This window comes from Streptomyces corchorusii, assembly GCF_001514055.1.
Classification (GTDB): Bacteria; Actinomycetota; Actinomycetes; order Streptomycetales; family Streptomycetaceae; genus Streptomyces; species Streptomyces olivaceoviridis.
This window is the reverse complement of the sequence record NZ_KQ948366.1, coordinates 200,343-214,711: the sequence shown is the minus strand read 5'-3', so window position 1 is coordinate 214,711 and position 14,369 is coordinate 200,343. Positions and strand designations below refer to the sequence as shown.

At 69.3% G+C, this 14,369-nt stretch carries 15 protein-coding genes and 3 pseudogenes; 13 read left to right on the top strand and 5 right to left on the bottom strand.

Annotated elements, in window-relative coordinates:
* Both AQJ11_RS47030 and AQJ11_RS47025 read left to right on the top strand, forming a co-directional pair.
* On the top strand, positions 1-169 hold a 169-nt coding region (locus tag AQJ11_RS47030), incomplete at its 5' end, for a transposase (protein ID WP_159061734.1).
* Positions 170-196: 27 nt separating this feature from the next.
* Positions 197-358 (top strand): annotated as a pseudogene (locus AQJ11_RS47025) (SDR family oxidoreductase); the annotation flags it as partial.
* A gap of 470 nt (positions 359-828) precedes the next feature.
* Here the strand turns inward: AQJ11_RS47025 and AQJ11_RS34605 are convergent.
* On the bottom strand, positions 829-1,671 hold the full coding sequence (locus AQJ11_RS34605; RefSeq protein WP_059265858.1) for a helix-turn-helix transcriptional regulator: 843 nt from the start codon (positions 1,669-1,671) through the stop codon (positions 829-831).
* A gap of 101 nt (positions 1,672-1,772) precedes the next feature.
* On the opposite strand from AQJ11_RS34605, the gene AQJ11_RS34600 reads away from it, so the two are divergent.
* Positions 1,773-2,828: a zinc-dependent alcohol dehydrogenase family protein gene (locus AQJ11_RS34600; RefSeq protein WP_244218494.1), complete on the top strand. Its 1,056-nt coding sequence runs from the start codon at positions 1,773-1,775 to the stop codon at positions 2,826-2,828.
* 261 nt (positions 2,829-3,089) lie between these two features.
* On the opposite strand, the gene AQJ11_RS34595 is transcribed toward AQJ11_RS34600, so the two are convergent.
* Positions 3,090-4,850 (bottom strand): MOSC and FAD-binding oxidoreductase domain-containing protein, encoded by a 1,761-nt coding sequence (locus AQJ11_RS34595; protein ID WP_059265856.1) that lies wholly within the window; start codon positions 4,848-4,850, stop codon positions 3,090-3,092.
* 274 nt (positions 4,851-5,124) lie between these two features.
* On the opposite strand from AQJ11_RS34595, the gene AQJ11_RS51640 reads away from it, so the two are divergent.
* The 3 genes from AQJ11_RS51640 to AQJ11_RS51635 all read left to right on the top strand — a co-directional run bounded on the left by AQJ11_RS51640 (position 5,125) and on the right by AQJ11_RS51635 (position 6,822).
* Positions 5,125-5,709 carry a LysR family transcriptional regulator gene (locus AQJ11_RS51640; protein ID WP_244218493.1) on the top strand — a complete coding sequence of 195 codons (585 nt, stop codon included), beginning with the start codon at positions 5,125-5,127 and terminating at the stop codon, positions 5,707-5,709.
* A 62-nt stretch (positions 5,710-5,771) separates the two neighbouring features.
* Positions 5,772-5,987: a hypothetical protein gene (locus AQJ11_RS34585; RefSeq protein ID WP_244218492.1), complete on the top strand. Its 216-nt coding sequence runs from the start codon at positions 5,772-5,774 to the stop codon at positions 5,985-5,987.
* 157 nt (positions 5,988-6,144) lie between these two features.
* A complete protein-coding gene (locus AQJ11_RS51635) occupies positions 6,145-6,822 on the top strand; it encodes a TMEM175 family protein (RefSeq protein WP_244218491.1) in 678 nt (225 codons plus the stop codon).
* A 12-nt stretch (positions 6,823-6,834) separates the two neighbouring features.
* On the opposite strand, the gene AQJ11_RS34575 is transcribed toward AQJ11_RS51635, so the two are convergent.
* A complete protein-coding gene (locus AQJ11_RS34575) occupies positions 6,835-7,350 on the bottom strand; it encodes a CGNR zinc finger domain-containing protein (protein WP_059265854.1) in 516 nt (171 codons plus the stop codon).
* A 236-nt stretch (positions 7,351-7,586) separates the two neighbouring features.
* On the opposite strand from AQJ11_RS34575, the gene AQJ11_RS52205 reads away from it, so the two are divergent.
* The 7 genes and pseudogenes from AQJ11_RS52205 to AQJ11_RS34550 all read left to right on the top strand — a co-directional run bounded on the left by AQJ11_RS52205 (position 7,587) and on the right by AQJ11_RS34550 (position 11,156).
* A complete protein-coding gene (locus AQJ11_RS52205) occupies positions 7,587-7,817 on the top strand; it encodes a Na+/H+ antiporter NhaA (protein WP_208616692.1) in 231 nt (76 codons plus the stop codon).
* Positions 7,796-7,951 (top strand): annotated as a pseudogene (locus AQJ11_RS52860) (Na+/H+ antiporter NhaA); the annotation flags it as partial. The gene AQJ11_RS52205 and the pseudogene AQJ11_RS52860, both read left to right, overlap by 22 nt.
* 43 nt (positions 7,952-7,994) lie before the next feature.
* Positions 7,995-8,189, top strand: coding sequence for a hypothetical protein (locus AQJ11_RS50080; RefSeq protein WP_059265852.1), 195 nt, complete (start codon positions 7,995-7,997; stop codon positions 8,187-8,189).
* A complete protein-coding gene (locus AQJ11_RS47000) occupies positions 8,186-8,692 on the top strand; it encodes a DsbA family protein (RefSeq protein WP_244218490.1) in 507 nt (168 codons plus the stop codon). The genes AQJ11_RS50080 and AQJ11_RS47000 overlap by 4 nt, the downstream gene beginning before the upstream one ends.
* Positions 8,693-8,850: 158 nt before the next feature.
* Positions 8,851-9,720, top strand: coding sequence for an alpha/beta fold hydrolase (locus AQJ11_RS34560; protein ID WP_059265851.1), 870 nt, complete (start codon positions 8,851-8,853; stop codon positions 9,718-9,720).
* Between the two features lie 73 nt (positions 9,721-9,793).
* Positions 9,794-10,213 (top strand): ATP-binding protein, encoded by a 420-nt coding sequence (locus tag AQJ11_RS34555; RefSeq protein ID WP_059265850.1) that lies wholly within the window; start codon positions 9,794-9,796, stop codon positions 10,211-10,213.
* An 82-nt stretch (positions 10,214-10,295) separates the two neighbouring features.
* Positions 10,296-11,156, top strand: coding sequence for a DUF427 domain-containing protein (locus AQJ11_RS34550; protein WP_059265849.1), 861 nt, complete (start codon positions 10,296-10,298; stop codon positions 11,154-11,156).
* Positions 11,157-11,403: 247 nt separating this feature from the next.
* Here the strand turns inward: AQJ11_RS34550 and AQJ11_RS34545 are convergent, their stop codons facing one another.
* Both AQJ11_RS34545 and AQJ11_RS34540 read right to left on the bottom strand, forming a co-directional pair.
* Positions 11,404-12,636, bottom strand: a complete 1,233-nt coding sequence (locus AQJ11_RS34545; protein ID WP_059265877.1) for a PP2C family protein-serine/threonine phosphatase — start codon at positions 12,634-12,636, stop codon at positions 11,404-11,406.
* Between the two features lie 996 nt (positions 12,637-13,632).
* Positions 13,633-14,329: pseudogene (locus AQJ11_RS34540) on the bottom strand (transposase).
* Positions 14,330-14,369 lie beyond the last annotated feature (40 nt).

The window sequence follows — 14,369 nt, the reverse complement described above, 5'->3', positions numbered from 1 at the left end:
TGGCTCTGGCCTCGGCGTCTACCGGTGGGTGGTCGAGCGGACCTTTGCCTGGCTGCACGGCTTCCGCCGACTGCGCGTGCGCTGGGAACGACGAGCAGACATCCACGAAGCGTTCCTCAAACTCGCCTGCTGCCTGATCACCCACCGACAACTGAACTCATTTTGTTAGCCGTTGTAAGCCGCCGGCGGTTCCGCCCGCTACGTTGTGGCCGATGTGTCCGACGAGTCCATGGTGGAAGCCGCGGTCGAAGCGGCCATCGGCGACACGGGCCGACTGGACTTCGCCGTGAACAACGCAGGCTACGAGGCGAGTTCCAGCTCACTACGGACTACTCGACCGAGATGCTGGACCGGATGATCGCCGTCAGCATGCGCGGCCCCCCGCGCCTCCGCCGTCGCCTACGGCGAGGTCTCCGTCGGCCGGCGGCGGGGCGAACTGGCGAAGGCCGGGGCCACCGACATCGAGAAGGTCGACGTGAAGCCCGGCGAGCTGCCGTCCCCGCGCCGCTGAACCCCGCAACGCTGCACAGACAGGGCAGGTCATGCTCAACGCGGCGGGCGGGACATTCCCCGAATCAAGCGGCGCGGCCGTCGTGGGCCGCGCCTCCCGCCTCGCGGCCTCGGACGTGCATGGCAGGTCTCGCGGCAAGGCGCCCGGCACCGCTGGAACGTTCTCAAACGTCGGCTCCGCCCCCGTGTCTCCCGGCAACGGAGACGCCGGTCCACCACTTGCGGCGATCTCCCCCGGTCAGCAAGGACGTCATGCGTGATGGTCCAAACGCTCCTGGTCGGCGGCTTTCGCCAGGGGGTGGTGGTTGGCCGGGCCGGTCAGCGGCGGGGCACGGCGTTCCAGCTGGCCAGGATCGGCAGGACGCGGGCGGTGGGAGAGTCGGGCTCGGTGGTGTAGACGACAAGACGCTGGTCCGGTTCGTGGGGCGCGCAGACGATCTCGATGTCGAAGGACATCGGACCGGCGGTGGGGTGCTGGATGCGTTTGTTCACCGATGCGTAGTCGCGGACTGTGTGATCGTCCCACCATTGCGCGACGTCACGGTCGGTGGTGCGCAGCTCGTCCATGAGTGCGGTGAGGCGGTGGTCGTGGGGGCGGCGGGCGGTTTCGCGGCGCATGGTGGCGACGGTGGCTGAGGCGAAGTCGCACCAGTTGACGATCCGCTCGCGAGCGGTGGCGTCTTGGAACATGTAACGGACGAATGATGTGCCTGGCTCCAGTGGGCTGCCCAGGACTTCCGTCAGCAGGGCGTTGCGGGCCAGGACCTCGCCGCGATGGCCGAGCAGCAGCACCGGGACGTGCTGGAGGGTGTGCATCAGGCGCAGCAGCCCAGGATCGGGGCGCTGGACCGTGCGCGGTGCCGTCGGCCGGTGCGGGGTGGTGGGCGCGGCCTGGTCGTGGAGGTGGGTGCGTTCGACCTCGTCCAGACGCAGGGCCCGGGCCAGCGCGTCGAGTACGGCGGCAGAGATGTTGGCCTGGCGCCCCTGTTCGAGCCGACTGTAGTAGTCCGGGCTCACGCCCGCCGCGACGGCCAGCTCGTCCCGGCGCAGTCCCGGCACCCGCCGGGCTCCGGGGAAGGGCTCGATGCCGGCCTGGGACGGGGTGAGGCGGTCTCGGCGGGAGCGCAGGAACGCTCCGAGCGCGGCGCGGTCGCGTGGCATTTCTCCAGCGTAGGCGCCCCCGGGCACCACTGACTGGTCCTGCCATGACCAGGTTCGTCCTGACCTGGCCCGGTACCCGCGGCCCACGTAGACAGGTATCCATGACTTCCCTTCGCACCAACGACAGCACTCCCCCCACGCGACTGATGAAGCGCTGGATACTGCCCGCAGACGCGACCGACGCCGCCAGGCTCGTCCTGGACGAGGCATCCGTACCCGTACCGGGCCCCGGCGAGGTCCGCATTCGCGTCCGGGCGATTTCGATGAACTACCGCGACCAACTGATCCTCAAAGGCCCCTTCGGCCGGCTGCCGGAGCAGGACCTCGTCCCGCTGTCGGATGTCGCAGGGGAAATAGATGCCGTCGGTCCGCGGGTCAAGGGCTGGAGCGTAGGCGACCGCGTCACCAATCTGCACGTGCTCGACTGGAGCGACGGCCGCCCGCCGGCCGCCATGGGCCTGGGACTGGGCGCCCTGCACGAGGACGGAGTGCTCGCCGAGTACGTCGTCCTCCCGGCCCGGCGCATCATGCGTGCCCCCGCCAACCTCGACCACTCCGAGGCAGCGACCCTGCCCGTGGCAGCCCTGACCGCCTGGAACGCCCTCTACGGGGACCACCCGATCACCGCTGACAGCACCGTCCTGATCATCGGCAGCGGCGGCGTCGCGCTCTCCGCCCTGCAGTTCGCTCGGGCAGCCGGCGCCCGGGTCTACGCGACCGTGCGCAACAACGCCGCAGGTGAGGCCCTCGTCCGCCGCGGCGCTGCGGGCTACGTCAACAGCACGACCGAACATGACTGGGGCGATGCGATCTACGCGCTGTCCGGAGGCGTGGACAAGGTGGTCGACAGCGTCGGCGTGTCCATCCTGGCCCAAGCCCTGGCCGCCCTCGCACCGGGCGGTGAGATCGCCACCCTCGGCCTGTTCGATGCGGCTGGCGGGCCGCTGGACGGGTACGCCCTGCTCGGCAAACAGGCTCGCATCCGCGGCGTCGCGGTCGGCAGCGAGGCCATGCACCGCGATCTTGTGCGCTACGTCGAGACCCATGACATCCACCCGGTGATCGACCGCCGGATCCACTTCCTCGACGCTCCAGCCGCGTGCACGGCCCAGACCGCCGGCGGGCTGTTCGGCAAGGTCATCATCGAACTCGGCTGAGCCTACCGACGCCGACACGGCACAACCGGAGCCGAGCACCCGAGGATGGTGCTGCCGACGACGTCCGTCCAGTGGACAGTAACCGGTCGCTCAGGTTGGCATCGCGCTGCGTAAAAACCTGGCCTTGATGACGTAGACCCGCTGCGCAACACATCGTTGAGATGCGGCTCATAGTCAGGTGAGGGCCGCCCTCCTGTGTCTCGCGGGCGTTCGGCGTCGCGGTACGGAGCGCTGAAGAGAACTCGATGGGCTGCCGGCTCATCAGAGATCGAGGACGACCTCGGTGGTCGGTGCACTGCAGCAGACGAGGATGGTGCCGGCTTCGGGCAGTTCGAGGGGTGGGGTGGTGTAGGTGATGTCACCTGCCACGAGGTGGGTGACGCAGGTGTGGCAGACGCCGGTGCGGCAGGACCAGCGGGTGGGGATGTCGCAGGCTTCGGCGAGATCGAGGAGTGAAGCATGTGCGGGTGACCAGGGGGTGGTGATGCCGCTGCGAGCGAAGGTGATGAGGGGGCCGGTGCCCCTGGGACCGGCTGGTTGGTGCGGCCGGACGGCGACTGTGGGCGCGATGCCAGGGGTGATGGCTGGGAGGGCGCTGAATTGTTCCGCGTGGATCCTCTCGGGGCTCAGGCCGCGATCGCGCAAGAAGCCGGCAACGTCGTCCATGAAGGCGGGTGGTCCGCAGAGGTAGGCGTCGGCGTCGGCGGGGATGCCCAGGACCGCGAGGGACGAGGCAGTAGGGCGGCCCTGGGTGATGTAGGACCTTTCGGGGCGTGCGATTTCGCTGGTGTAATAGATGTGCTCGTGGGCGTTGGGGAGTTGCCCGAGAAGTGTGTGGGTCTCGTCCGCGAAGGCGTGGTGGGTGCGGTCGTGTGCGGTGTGGATCCACCAGACAGGACGTGGATCTCCTACGGCGGCTAGGCGGTGAAGCATGGCGAGCACCGGAGTGGCACCGATCCCCGCGGAGATGAGAGCGATCGGGCGGGTACCTTCTTGGAGTACGAACGTTCCGCGAGGGCTGGCGACGCCCAATAGGTCCCCTGGACGAAGCCTGGTATGGATGTAGCTGCTGACTTTCCCGTGGGGCTCGTGCTTGACGCTGATGCGGTAGGTGCCTTCTTCGGGAGTGGACGAGAGTGAGTAGGTGCGCACCTCGGGGGCGTCATCGGCGATGGGCAGGCGGAGGGAGAGGTACTGGCCCGGGCGGGCCTCGGGTAGGGGTGTGCCGTCGGTGGTCTTGAGGTAGATCGACGAGACGGCGGGGGTCTCGGGGACGATGCGGGCGACGCGCATCGTTTTGAACCCGGGCCATCCTGGCGCTTCTCTGGGCTGTTGGGTGGTGGCGCGTTCGCCGGGCCATCCCGGTTCCTGTCTGGGTTGCTGGGCGGCGGCGAGTTCGCGGAAGGACTGCTGCCATCCGGGGCTGAGGGCGGGGATGTTCAGGGCTTTGCGCAGCTTCGCGGGGTCGCGGTCGGGGAGGTAGAGCAGTGCGTCGGTGTCGGCGACGCTGAGTTCTTCCGGGCCCTTGCGGGTGAGGGTGATCTCGTCGCCGGCCTGGACGTGTCCCTCGGTGATGACGCGCAGGTAGAAGCCGGGGCGGTGGTGGGCGACGAGCAGGGAGGCCATGGCGGGTTCGCCCAGGCGCATGCCGACGCGGTAGCAGGTGACGCGTGGCTGGGTGACCTCGAATTCGGCTTCCCCGATGCGGTACCGGTCGCCGATGCACACGTCGGCGTCGGGCAGTCCGTCGACGGTGAAGTTCTCCCCGAACATGCCGAAGGTCAGGTCGTCGCGGCCGAGTTGCTTCTGCCAGTACTGGTAGGACTCCATCTGGTAGACGAGGACGGCACGGATTTCGCCACCGTGTCCGGCCAGATCTCCTTGGCCGTCTCCTTCGACGTTCAGTCGGCGGACCATGCGGGGGCCCTGGACGGGGGCCTTCCAGGCTCCGGTGCGGACGGTCCTTCCCTGCCAGGAGACATCCTTGGGCATGCCTACGTTGACGGACAGCAGCGTCGCCATTGCGGACCTCCTGCGGGGTGGCCGGCCGGGGCAGCCCCTCATGGCGCTGTGATCTGCGCCTTGGGGCCGATCCTAGTTCCGTGCCGGTGCCGCCGCGATTCCGTGATCATGAATCCGTCGGTGCTTCCGCTGGGATTCTCCGGAATGGAGGAACCGGTGCGGAAGACCGGACTACGGGCCCAGTCCCGATTTCCGTGTCGTGCAGCTGACGCCTCCCGGTTCCGCGTGTTCGGTAGAGATCGGAGTGGGTCTCACCGACGCCGAGCCTGGGTCCGTGCAGGGCCTGTACCTGGTCGTTCGTGATCTTGAAGCTGCGCGGGCCGAGCCGGCGGAGCACGGTGTTCATGTCGGGGAGATCAGGCACAAGGCACCTCTCGACACATGGCAGGGCTGCTTCGAGCCCGGCGTCGACCCGGAACGCCGCGACTACGCGAGTTTCGCCGAGTTCAGCGACCTGACGGCAACATGTGGACGCCGCAGGAGCGCGGTTTTCGTCCCTCGTGAGGTCGGAGCGGCCTCCTCTGGTCTCCTGGCTTCGCTCACGTTCCGCTCATTCCCGCTCAGCGATCCGGCCGTACGGACGGGTGCGTTCGCAGCCGATCATCAGGAATCATGCATGGCCACTTCGCGGGCGCTGGAGTGTCTGGTGGCGTGGGTCGACGAGGGCTCGGTGACCAAGGCCGCGGGTGTGCTGCACATGTCTCAGCCGGCCCTGTCCCATCAGATCGCAGCACTGGAGAAGGAGCTGGGTACCCCGGTGGTGGAGCGGCTGTCCCGGGGCATCCGGGTCACCGCTGCGGGCCGGGCTGTTGCCGAGGAAGCCCGCGTGGCCCTGGCGGGCGCCTCGCGGAGACGATGACGGCCTGCGAGCACCTCCGCGCACGTCGAGGTGCTGGGACGCTGGGAGTGACCATCGTGCCGGTGTCCGCTCTGGCGGGACGGCCCTCGGCCGTGGTGCGCCGTCTGGAGCCTCGGGTGCACCGCGATGTCCTCGCCATCACGATGGTTCCCTCCGACGCGCTGGTGCGCAGGTTCATCGCCGACCTGCGGCGGCGGGGGCTGCCCAGGGTGAGCACCGAGGCGCGGGACCGGCCGGGGGTGGTCCGGCCGCGGAGCAGTGAGCCTCGCCACCGGTGAGTGTCCGGGAGCTGATCCACGCGCCCGCCGACTGTGAACCGGAGCGTGTCGGCCTGCCCGGCTGTCACACCTACAGTGCTGGTGTTCGTTCCTGCACCACACGAGACATGCCGCACGGTTGCTCGCTAAGTGGCGTCCGGTGCCAGAGGCTGGGGCGATGATGGAGCCTGTTCAGGAATCAGGAGGGTCGACGCCGTTCGGCGTGGAGCGCGATCCGGCCCGGGTGGTCGCGTTCAGCGACGCTGTCATCGCCATCGCCATCACGCTGCTCGTCCTGGAGATCCGCCCGCCGCACGACACCCGCCACCTGTTGCACGGCCTCGCCACGCTCTGGCCGTCCTACCTGGCCTACGCTGTCACCTTCATGCTCATCGGGCAGGTGTGGGCCAACCATCACATCATGTTCGACCACATCCGTAGCGCCGACCGGGTGGTGCTGTTCCTCAACACCGTGCTGCTGATGGACATCGCGTTCCTGCCGTTCGCCGCCTCCGTGCTGGCCGACTCGTTCCGCGACGGGCACGGGCAGCGCACCGCCGTCGTCCTGCACGGCATTGCGTTCGAATTCGCGGCCGTTCTGTTCAACGTCATCTGGCGGTATGCATGTCATGATCGTCGGCTACTCGCCGCAACCATCGATTCCGCCGGCGTGACAGCCATCGGTCGGCGTTTCCAGCTCGCACTTATCTGGCTCGGTACCGGAACCCTGCTCGGTGCTCTGCTCCCCGTACTCGGCGTGGCCGTGATCGGCGCTTTCATCCTCTATTACTGGCTGCCCATCGCGGGCGAGATCGCCAAGGCGAGGCCTCGGCGCGGCCACGGGGATCACAGCTGACCACTGGAGGTGTCACCCGGCTGCGCCGTCGCGAGTGCGCTGGTAGTGGCGCCGTGCCTTCATGCGGTTGCCGCAGACGGCCATCGAACACCATCGGGCCTTGTTCGTCTTGCTGCGGTCGATCAGGAACAGCCGGCACTCCGGGTTGGCGCATGGCCGCAACCGGCCGGGCATCGTCTCCTGCAGCGCGCTCCAGGCCAGGACGGCCTCCACCGCGATCCGGCGCTCCGCGGGGGCGTCCAGCTCCCACGACACCCCTGCGGACGAGAGGTGCGGGCGGGAGGTGACGTCCTTGAGTAGTGGGGTCAGCGACGCGGCCGGCCGACTGCCACGTACTACGTCCTGGAGGGCATCACGCGCCCGCAGGAGGTGCCGACGCTCCTCTGCGTTGCCGCTGCCGCCGTGGGCTTGCTGCCAGGAGCTGGCCGCTTCGGCGTCTGCCAGCTGGTCCCGGACTTCCCCGTTGACCACCGGCGTGGTGTTGAGGAGCTCCAGCAGTGCGTCCTGCTGTTCCGTACCGGTCATCATCGCGCCCCCCTAACCAGCTTGATTCACTTGACAGGTTACACGAACATAGTGATTCTAACTAGAGAAATAAAGTTGATCAGTTAGCTTCCCTCAGGGACTGCGCCAGCCGGACGGGCAGCGGCGACAGGAAGGACAGGAACCGCGATCGCGTGCCGGAACATCGCCGACGCCCCTGAGATGCAGCGGCGCGAACGGCTGCGTCCGGCGGCGACCACCGGCCAGACGGCCGCCGCGGGCTGGCTCGCCCCTGGGACTCGCACGATGTCCGCGGGCTGAGCTTCGGACTGGGGAGCGGCCAGCTGGGCCTGGACCTGCGCACCGGGATCGACAGCGGGCTGATGACTTCCTTCTTCCTCCTGGTCGGCCTGGAGGCTCGTAGGGAACTCGACCTGGAGGAGCTGCGCGAACGCCACACCGGTCCCACCGCCCACGGCCGGGGGTGGCCATGTCCACCGACAGCGCCCTGACCCTCGGCGTCTTCAGCGTCATGTCCCGCCACCCGCCCGGCCGCATCCGTACGTTCCTGCTCACGCTGTTCGTCGTCGACGACCTGGTTGCGCTCTTCGTGATCGCCACCTTCTACAGTCATGACATCCGGCCGCTCCCGCCGGCTTTCGCGGCGGCGGCATTCGCGGCCATCCTCGTTGGGCAGCGGTGTCGATCCGGTCGTCGCGGGCCTGGCGATCGGCCTGGTCACCTCGGCGTACACACCTATCCGCACCGATCTGGAGCAGGCCACCGGCCTGGTGCGGCTGTTCCGCGAGCACCCCAGTCCCCGTCGCGCCCGTTCGGCCACGGCGGGCCTGGTGCCGACACTGTCGGAGGCCGGCTGGAGATGAGCGACCTGCTCGGCTACGCCGCCGAACTCGGCCTGGACGTACACACGTTCCGTGAGGACCTGCGCCGCCGGATACACGGCGGCCGGATCGGGCGCGACGTCGCCTCGGCCGACCGCAGCGGGGTCTCCGGGACACCCACCTTCTTCTTCAACGGTCAGCGCCATAACGGCACTCACGACCCCGGCACACTCACGCAGGCCCTCGACGCGGCGCACGAAGGCGCCGAGCACGCCTGTTTGAAGCCGGAGCCCAAAGAGCAGCTCTGCCTCCTGCGCCTGGCCGTGCGCCGGTACCGGACCCGGGCGCAGCGCGGGCCGATCCGGCCGGGCCGCGCGGGCCGCCGACCACGGACCGCGCGAGCGGCAGGCCGGCGTCCGGGCGTCTCAGGCCGGTCGGCCAGGAGGGTCCACGGAGCCGAGCCGACGCCCCCTGATGCAGTACACAGGCGGACAGGCGGGCGTCGACCGCCTGAGTGGGCCTGGGTGGGCGCCTGCGGTGGCTGATGACCTTCCCCAGGTGGAGGCTGGAGCCAGTCATGCCGTCCGGGCGCAGCGACGCCCCGGCCACTCGTAACCTAACCAGTTAAATCTTATTGACGGGTTAGATTGAGCGTGCTCCACTGGAGCTGTAACCACTAAAGCTCACCGGAGGGGTTAGGTACATGATCCCCGCAGTTCACCACCGCACAGCCACCGTCAATGGTCTTGAGGTCTTCTACCGGGAGGCCGGCGACCCGCAGGCACCTGCCGTGGTTCTCCTCCACGGCTTCCCGACCAGCTCGCACATGTTCCGCCACCTGATCCCGGCCCTCGCCGACCGATATCACGTCATCGCCCCCGACCACATCGGGTTCGGCCAGTCCGCGATGCCCACCTTGCGGGCCTTCCCCTACACCTTCGACGCCCTCACCGACGTCACCTCCGGCCTGCTCCAGCAGCTGGGCGTCGACCGGTTCGCCATGTATGTGCAGGACTACGGCGCCCCCATCGGCTGGCGGCTCGCGCTCCAGGCCCCGGACCGCATCACCGCGATCATCACCCAGAACGGCAACGCCTACGAGGAGGGCTTCGTCAAGCCTTTCTGGGACGGCGTCTTCGCCTACGCCCAGGCCCCGGGACCGGCCACCGACGCACCCGTGCGGGGCGCCCTGACCCTGGAGGCCACCCGCTGGCAGTACGTCAACGGTGTCACCGACCCGACCCTGGTCAGCCCCGACAACTGGGTACACGACCAAGCACTGTTGGACCGTCCCGGTAACGACGAGATCCAGCTCAGGCTGTTCCGCGACTACCCCACCAACGTGGACCTCTACCCGCAGGTCCACCAGTACTTCCGCGACTCCCGGGTCCCGCTGCTGGCGGTCTGGGGAGCGAACGACGAGATCTTCGGCCCCGCGGGCGCGGAGGCGTTCCGCCAGGACCTGCCCGATGCCGAGATCCATCTGTTCGAGTCCGGGCACTTCGCCCTGGAGAGCCACCTTCCGATCATCACCGAGCACATCCGCGACTTCCTCGCCCGCGTCCTCGCCTGACGCACAGGCCGTCGGAAAGGCTGCGGCGGTCGCCGGCCGTCCCCCTCCCGCAGCAGCCGAGGAAGGACCTGCCATGCGACACCTCGCTCAACAGACCGTCGGCGCCGACCCGCAGACCGTGCGCGACGCCCGCGACTTCGCGATGCGGGCCTTCGACAGCTGGGGCGGCTGCCGACGCGGTGACGACATCCGGCTCTGCGTCTCGGAACTGGCCGGCAACGCCGTCCAGCATGGAAGTCCGGACGGCCGGACGTACCTGGTCCGCCTCATCCGACCCCCGTACTGCCTCCACGTCGAAGTCCACGACACCACGCACCACTCCCGCGTCCACATCCCGCCCGCCTCACCGAGCGCGGAGACCGGGCGCGGCATGCGCATCATCCAGGAGCTGTGCGACGACTGGGGAATGCAGACCCTCACCGGGGGCAAGGCCGTCCGGACCTGCTTCCGCCGGCCCGAGGCCCCCACCTCACGCCGTTCCTGCACGCCCTGACCGCCGACAATCACCACCTCATCCGGGGTGCGGCCACTGGCGCACCCCGCACCCCGCACCCCGCACCCGGAAGGAACCCGTCATGGGACTGTCCTGGCAGCAAGGCCCCCTCTCCGCGGGTGCCATCGGACGCTTCCTCACCCCCGACCCCCTCCCCGAACGCCTCCTGTTCGCCGAGCGACTGCGCCGTCGCATGCGCGTGCAGTTCAACAGCGCCTGGATCGCCGACAGCGAGAACGTGATCCTGCTCCACGAGCCAGGCCGCTACCCCGTCGCCTACTTCCCTCGCGAAGACGTGAATGAACAGGCCCTGGTCGCCGGCGACAAGGTCACCCATCACCAGGACCTCGGCGACACCGCCTGGTACGCGGTGCACGCTGGGGAGCGCACCACCGAACGCGCCGCCTGGGAGTTCACCGCGCTCCCCGCTCACGTCGCCGAACTCCAGGGCCGTATCGCCTTCGCCTGGCGCGCCATGGACGCCTTCTACGAGGAGGACGAACGCATCCTCGGACACGCCGCGGACCCCTACCACCGCATCGACATCCGCAGCACCTCCCGCGCCCTGGAAGTCCGCCTCGGCGACACCGTGATCGCCCGCTCCGAACACCCCGTCGTCCTTTACGAGTCCGGCTTCGCTCCGCGCTGGTACGTCCCGCGCGCCGACATCGACGAAGCCCGGCTGCGCCCGGTGGAAAGCCAGACCTTCTGCCCCTACAAGGGCCTGTGCGACTACTACGACATCGGCGATGCGCGCCGCGCCGCATGGTCGTACCGCAACGCCTACCGGGAGGTCGACCGAATCAGCGACCTGGTGTCCTTCGAAGCCGACAAGGTCGAGGTCCATCTCGACGGCACGCGCCTGCATCCCGAGCCCGGCCAGAACGTCGTCCCGCACGGTATCGACCGCGGCCTGGACGCCGACGAGGTCAAGCCGCACTGACGACCGCGACCGCCGGCCCGTACCCCTCCCGGCATTCGAAATACCTGGGATCGCACACGGAAAGCCGCCCGCCAGCCGGTACGTGGCCGTGCACCACCCCACCGCCGACGCGGAGCGGGCGGTGGTGGAGCATGCCGACGACGGTGCTGGCGAGACATGGAACGTCACCTATCCGCACCACGACTACCGCACTGCGGCCATCAGGTTGCTAGGTGACGGTGAGCTCCGCCGGACGCCTGCTCGGCGTCTACTGCTTCGTGCGGCCGGCTGAAGCCTGCTCGGTGTCCGCGCCGGAGCTGACGTGCCGCAGGGTCTCCTGGGGGCCGTGCCAGTCCAGGCACATCACGGTGGCATCGTCTGCGAGCCGGCCCTCCGCGGCGTCGCGGACCGCGGACGTCAGCGTCAGCGCCGCCTCCCGCGGGTGTAGATCCCGGGTGCGCGCAAGCAGGGCGAGCAGGTCGACGGCTTCCCCATGACGTTCGAGCATGCCATCGGTCATCATGAGCAGACGGTCACCGGGGCGCAGATCGAGCTCCTGCACACGGTAGGGGTGGGGCATGGACACGGGCAGCCCGAAGGGATGGTCCACTTTGCAGGTGATCGCTTCCACAGCTCCCTCGCGCATGCGCAGTGGCCGGGGGTGGCCGGCATTGACGAGCTGGGTGTGACCGGTGTGGAGGTTGATGCGCAGCAGTTGGCCGGTGGCGTGACCGTGGCCATGATCGGCCAGGGCCTGGTCGGCCTGGTGGGCCTGCTCGGCCAGGCCGGCGCCTGCACGGCGGGCGCCGCGCAGGGCGCCCACCAGCACCGTGGCGGCCAGGGCGGAATCGATGTCGTGGCCCATGGGGTCGGTCACCGACACGTGCAGGGTGTCGCGGTCCAGCGCGTAGTCGAAGGTGTCGCCGCTGAGGTCTTCCGAGGGCTCCAAGTTTCCGCACAGAGTGAACTGCGCGGCCTCGCAGGACAGTGACGGGGGCAGCAACTGGTACTGGATTTCAGCGGCCAATGTGGGGGGCCTGGAGCGTTGGCCCCAGGTGTAGAGGTCGGTGAAGCGTCCGTTGGCGATCACGACGTAGGCCAGGATATGAGCGGCTTCACCGACTTCGTCAAGGACTTCGTCGCCGGGTTCGGCGGGCAGGAGCAGTTCGAGCAGTCCGATGGCGTCCCCGCGGTTGGTGACCGGCGCGATCACCCGCTGCCCCTGGCCGGTCGCCTCCTGATGGAGCCGCTGGGTACGGATCACCTGCTCGTAGACGCTGCCGAACATCGGGATCCGCTCCGCTTCCCGGCCACCCTCCACACCGACGGCAGAGGCCAGCCGCGCCACCGCCTTCCCCGTCAGGTCCACGATGAGAAAGGACACCTTGGTGGCCCCGAAACGCCGCCGCAGATCCTCAGCGACCACCGCGACGGCGTCCACCGGCGCCGCCCTCTCCGCTGCGGTCAGCAGCCGGGGAAGTCCACTCTGCCCACCGCTCATGACGAAGACCCCTTCCACCATCCCCTTCTCAAGCTTGGGAACCGTCACAGCAGGCGTCAATCCGCACCATCACGGTCGGTGGTCAAGCTGCACCTACACGGAGATGAATCGGCCCCCGCATCCGCCCCGGGATTCCCGCCGTCTGATCACACGAGGCCCTGACGTATCCACCCCCACCGCAACGCACGGCCTCAGTCGTTTCGCCGAGCCCGTGTCACACGAGACACGGCGAACTCTGGAGAAGGACGGTTACCGGGTCGTCGTCTTCGCCGGGCCAGCCCCGTACCTGTAGTTACGGCGGGGCGCACCGCTGAGCGGGGTGTTCCCGGAAATCGCCCGGGCAGCCGCCTCACTCGGCGTCGAGGCGGTGGTGGACGCCGAGATCGCCGTGAGCAGCGATGCCGGTGTCCGTTCCGAGATGCGGCGCGCGCGGGAGGCGGCCGTGCGTCACTGGGTTCTCGGACGAATTCTCCGACGACGCGACCGCCCCCGTGCCGATGCCGCTGCCCGCCGAACCGGCACTCGGGACCGGGCGGGACGCGGACGGCGGCGAGCCGGGAGCGGGAGGAAACCGGCGCTCCGCCGGGACCGCGACATCGGCGCGCAACAAAGACCACACGGGACCGGCACGGCCCGAGGGCCGGACGGCGAGGACCGGACGGCGAGGACCGGACGGCGAGGACCGGCAGGCGGAACGAACCGGGCAGCGGCCGGGTGGTCAGGCCGGCACACGGCGCCGGAGTACACAAGCCGAGCCCGGCGGCGAGGCCGCCGGGGCGGACGGGCCGGTCGCGCGCCCAGACGCCGACGGTCCCGGGGCCGGGTCCGGGGCCGAGCCGGGGGTAGCAGGCCGGGCGGCGGGCGGGACGGCGGCGTGCCCGCATCCCGCGCCGCCTGCGCGGACGGGACCTGGCCCACGGTCCGGGCCCATGGGATGTCCCGTAATGATCTTTGAGGGCCATCTCAGCTCTGCGCGGATTGCTCGTCGGGGCCTGTCTATCCGACGGAGGCGAGGTCGTGTAGGCGGGCGATGCCGAGCATGGCATGGTGGATGCCGTCGCCTTTGAAGCCACAGTCGCGCAGGATCTTCCATGTCTTCATGCGGGCGAAGGCGTGCTCGATGCCGGCGCGGACAAGCCGGTGTTCGGCGTTGTCTTCCTCCTGGCCGCGCAGGAGGGGTCGTCCGGCTCGTCTGCGGTGCGGGACGATCAGGCCGGTACCCAGGTAGGCGCCGTCCGCGATCATCGTGGTGCCCGCCGCCACGGCCGGCAGGTCCGACTCGCGCCAGACATGTGCGTCTGCCTTGTCGCCGGGTGCCGGCCGGGCGGATGCCACCACCAAGCGGGTCTCGGCATCGACGATGACCTGCACACTCGCCGAGAACCGGTAGGTACGCGAGGAGGCCGCCACCTTACGGTCACGGACCGGGATCAGGGTGCCGTCCACGATCCACAACCGGTCGACCCCGGCACCGGCCTGGGCGCCGGCTCCAACGCGAGCAGCGGTCGCAGACGCTGGATGACCCGGCAGGGTGGCAGGTGAGCAGCCGAAGAGCGGCGCGAGCTGCCGCATGGTGAGGTTCGTGCGGTGATACACGGCCACTAACAGCACCTGCTCAGCCAGCGGAAGACACCCCGGCCGACCACCACCTGGGCCGTTGCCGCACCATCCGCAACCCGGTGAACGTCTCCATCCACACGGGCCCAGCCCTCAACACCCCACCCGGCGATGGT

Coding starts and splice junctions, on each gene's coding strand:
- AQJ11_RS34605 (WP_059265858.1), bottom strand. CDS start 1,671: ATGCCACGCGACCGCGCCGCGCTCGGAGCGTTCCTGCGCTCCCGCCGA.
- AQJ11_RS34600 (WP_244218494.1), top strand. CDS start 1,773: ATGACTTCCCTTCGCACCAACGACAGCACTCCCCCCACGCGACTGATG.
- AQJ11_RS34595 (WP_059265856.1), bottom strand. CDS start 4,850: ATGGCGACGCTGCTGTCCGTCAACGTAGGCATGCCCAAGGATGTCTCC.
- AQJ11_RS51635 (WP_244218491.1), top strand. CDS start 6,145: ATGATGGAGCCTGTTCAGGAATCAGGAGGGTCGACGCCGTTCGGCGTG.
- AQJ11_RS34575 (WP_059265854.1), bottom strand. CDS start 7,350: ATGATGACCGGTACGGAACAGCAGGACGCACTGCTGGAGCTCCTCAAC.
- AQJ11_RS47000 (WP_244218490.1), top strand. CDS start 8,186: ATGAGCGACCTGCTCGGCTACGCCGCCGAACTCGGCCTGGACGTACAC.
- AQJ11_RS34560 (WP_059265851.1), top strand. CDS start 8,851: ATGATCCCCGCAGTTCACCACCGCACAGCCACCGTCAATGGTCTTGAG.
- AQJ11_RS34555 (WP_059265850.1), top strand. CDS start 9,794: ATGCGACACCTCGCTCAACAGACCGTCGGCGCCGACCCGCAGACCGTG.
- AQJ11_RS34550 (WP_059265849.1), top strand. CDS start 10,296: ATGGGACTGTCCTGGCAGCAAGGCCCCCTCTCCGCGGGTGCCATCGGA.
- AQJ11_RS34545 (WP_059265877.1), bottom strand. CDS start 12,636: ATGAGCGGTGGGCAGAGTGGACTTCCCCGGCTGCTGACCGCAGCGGAG.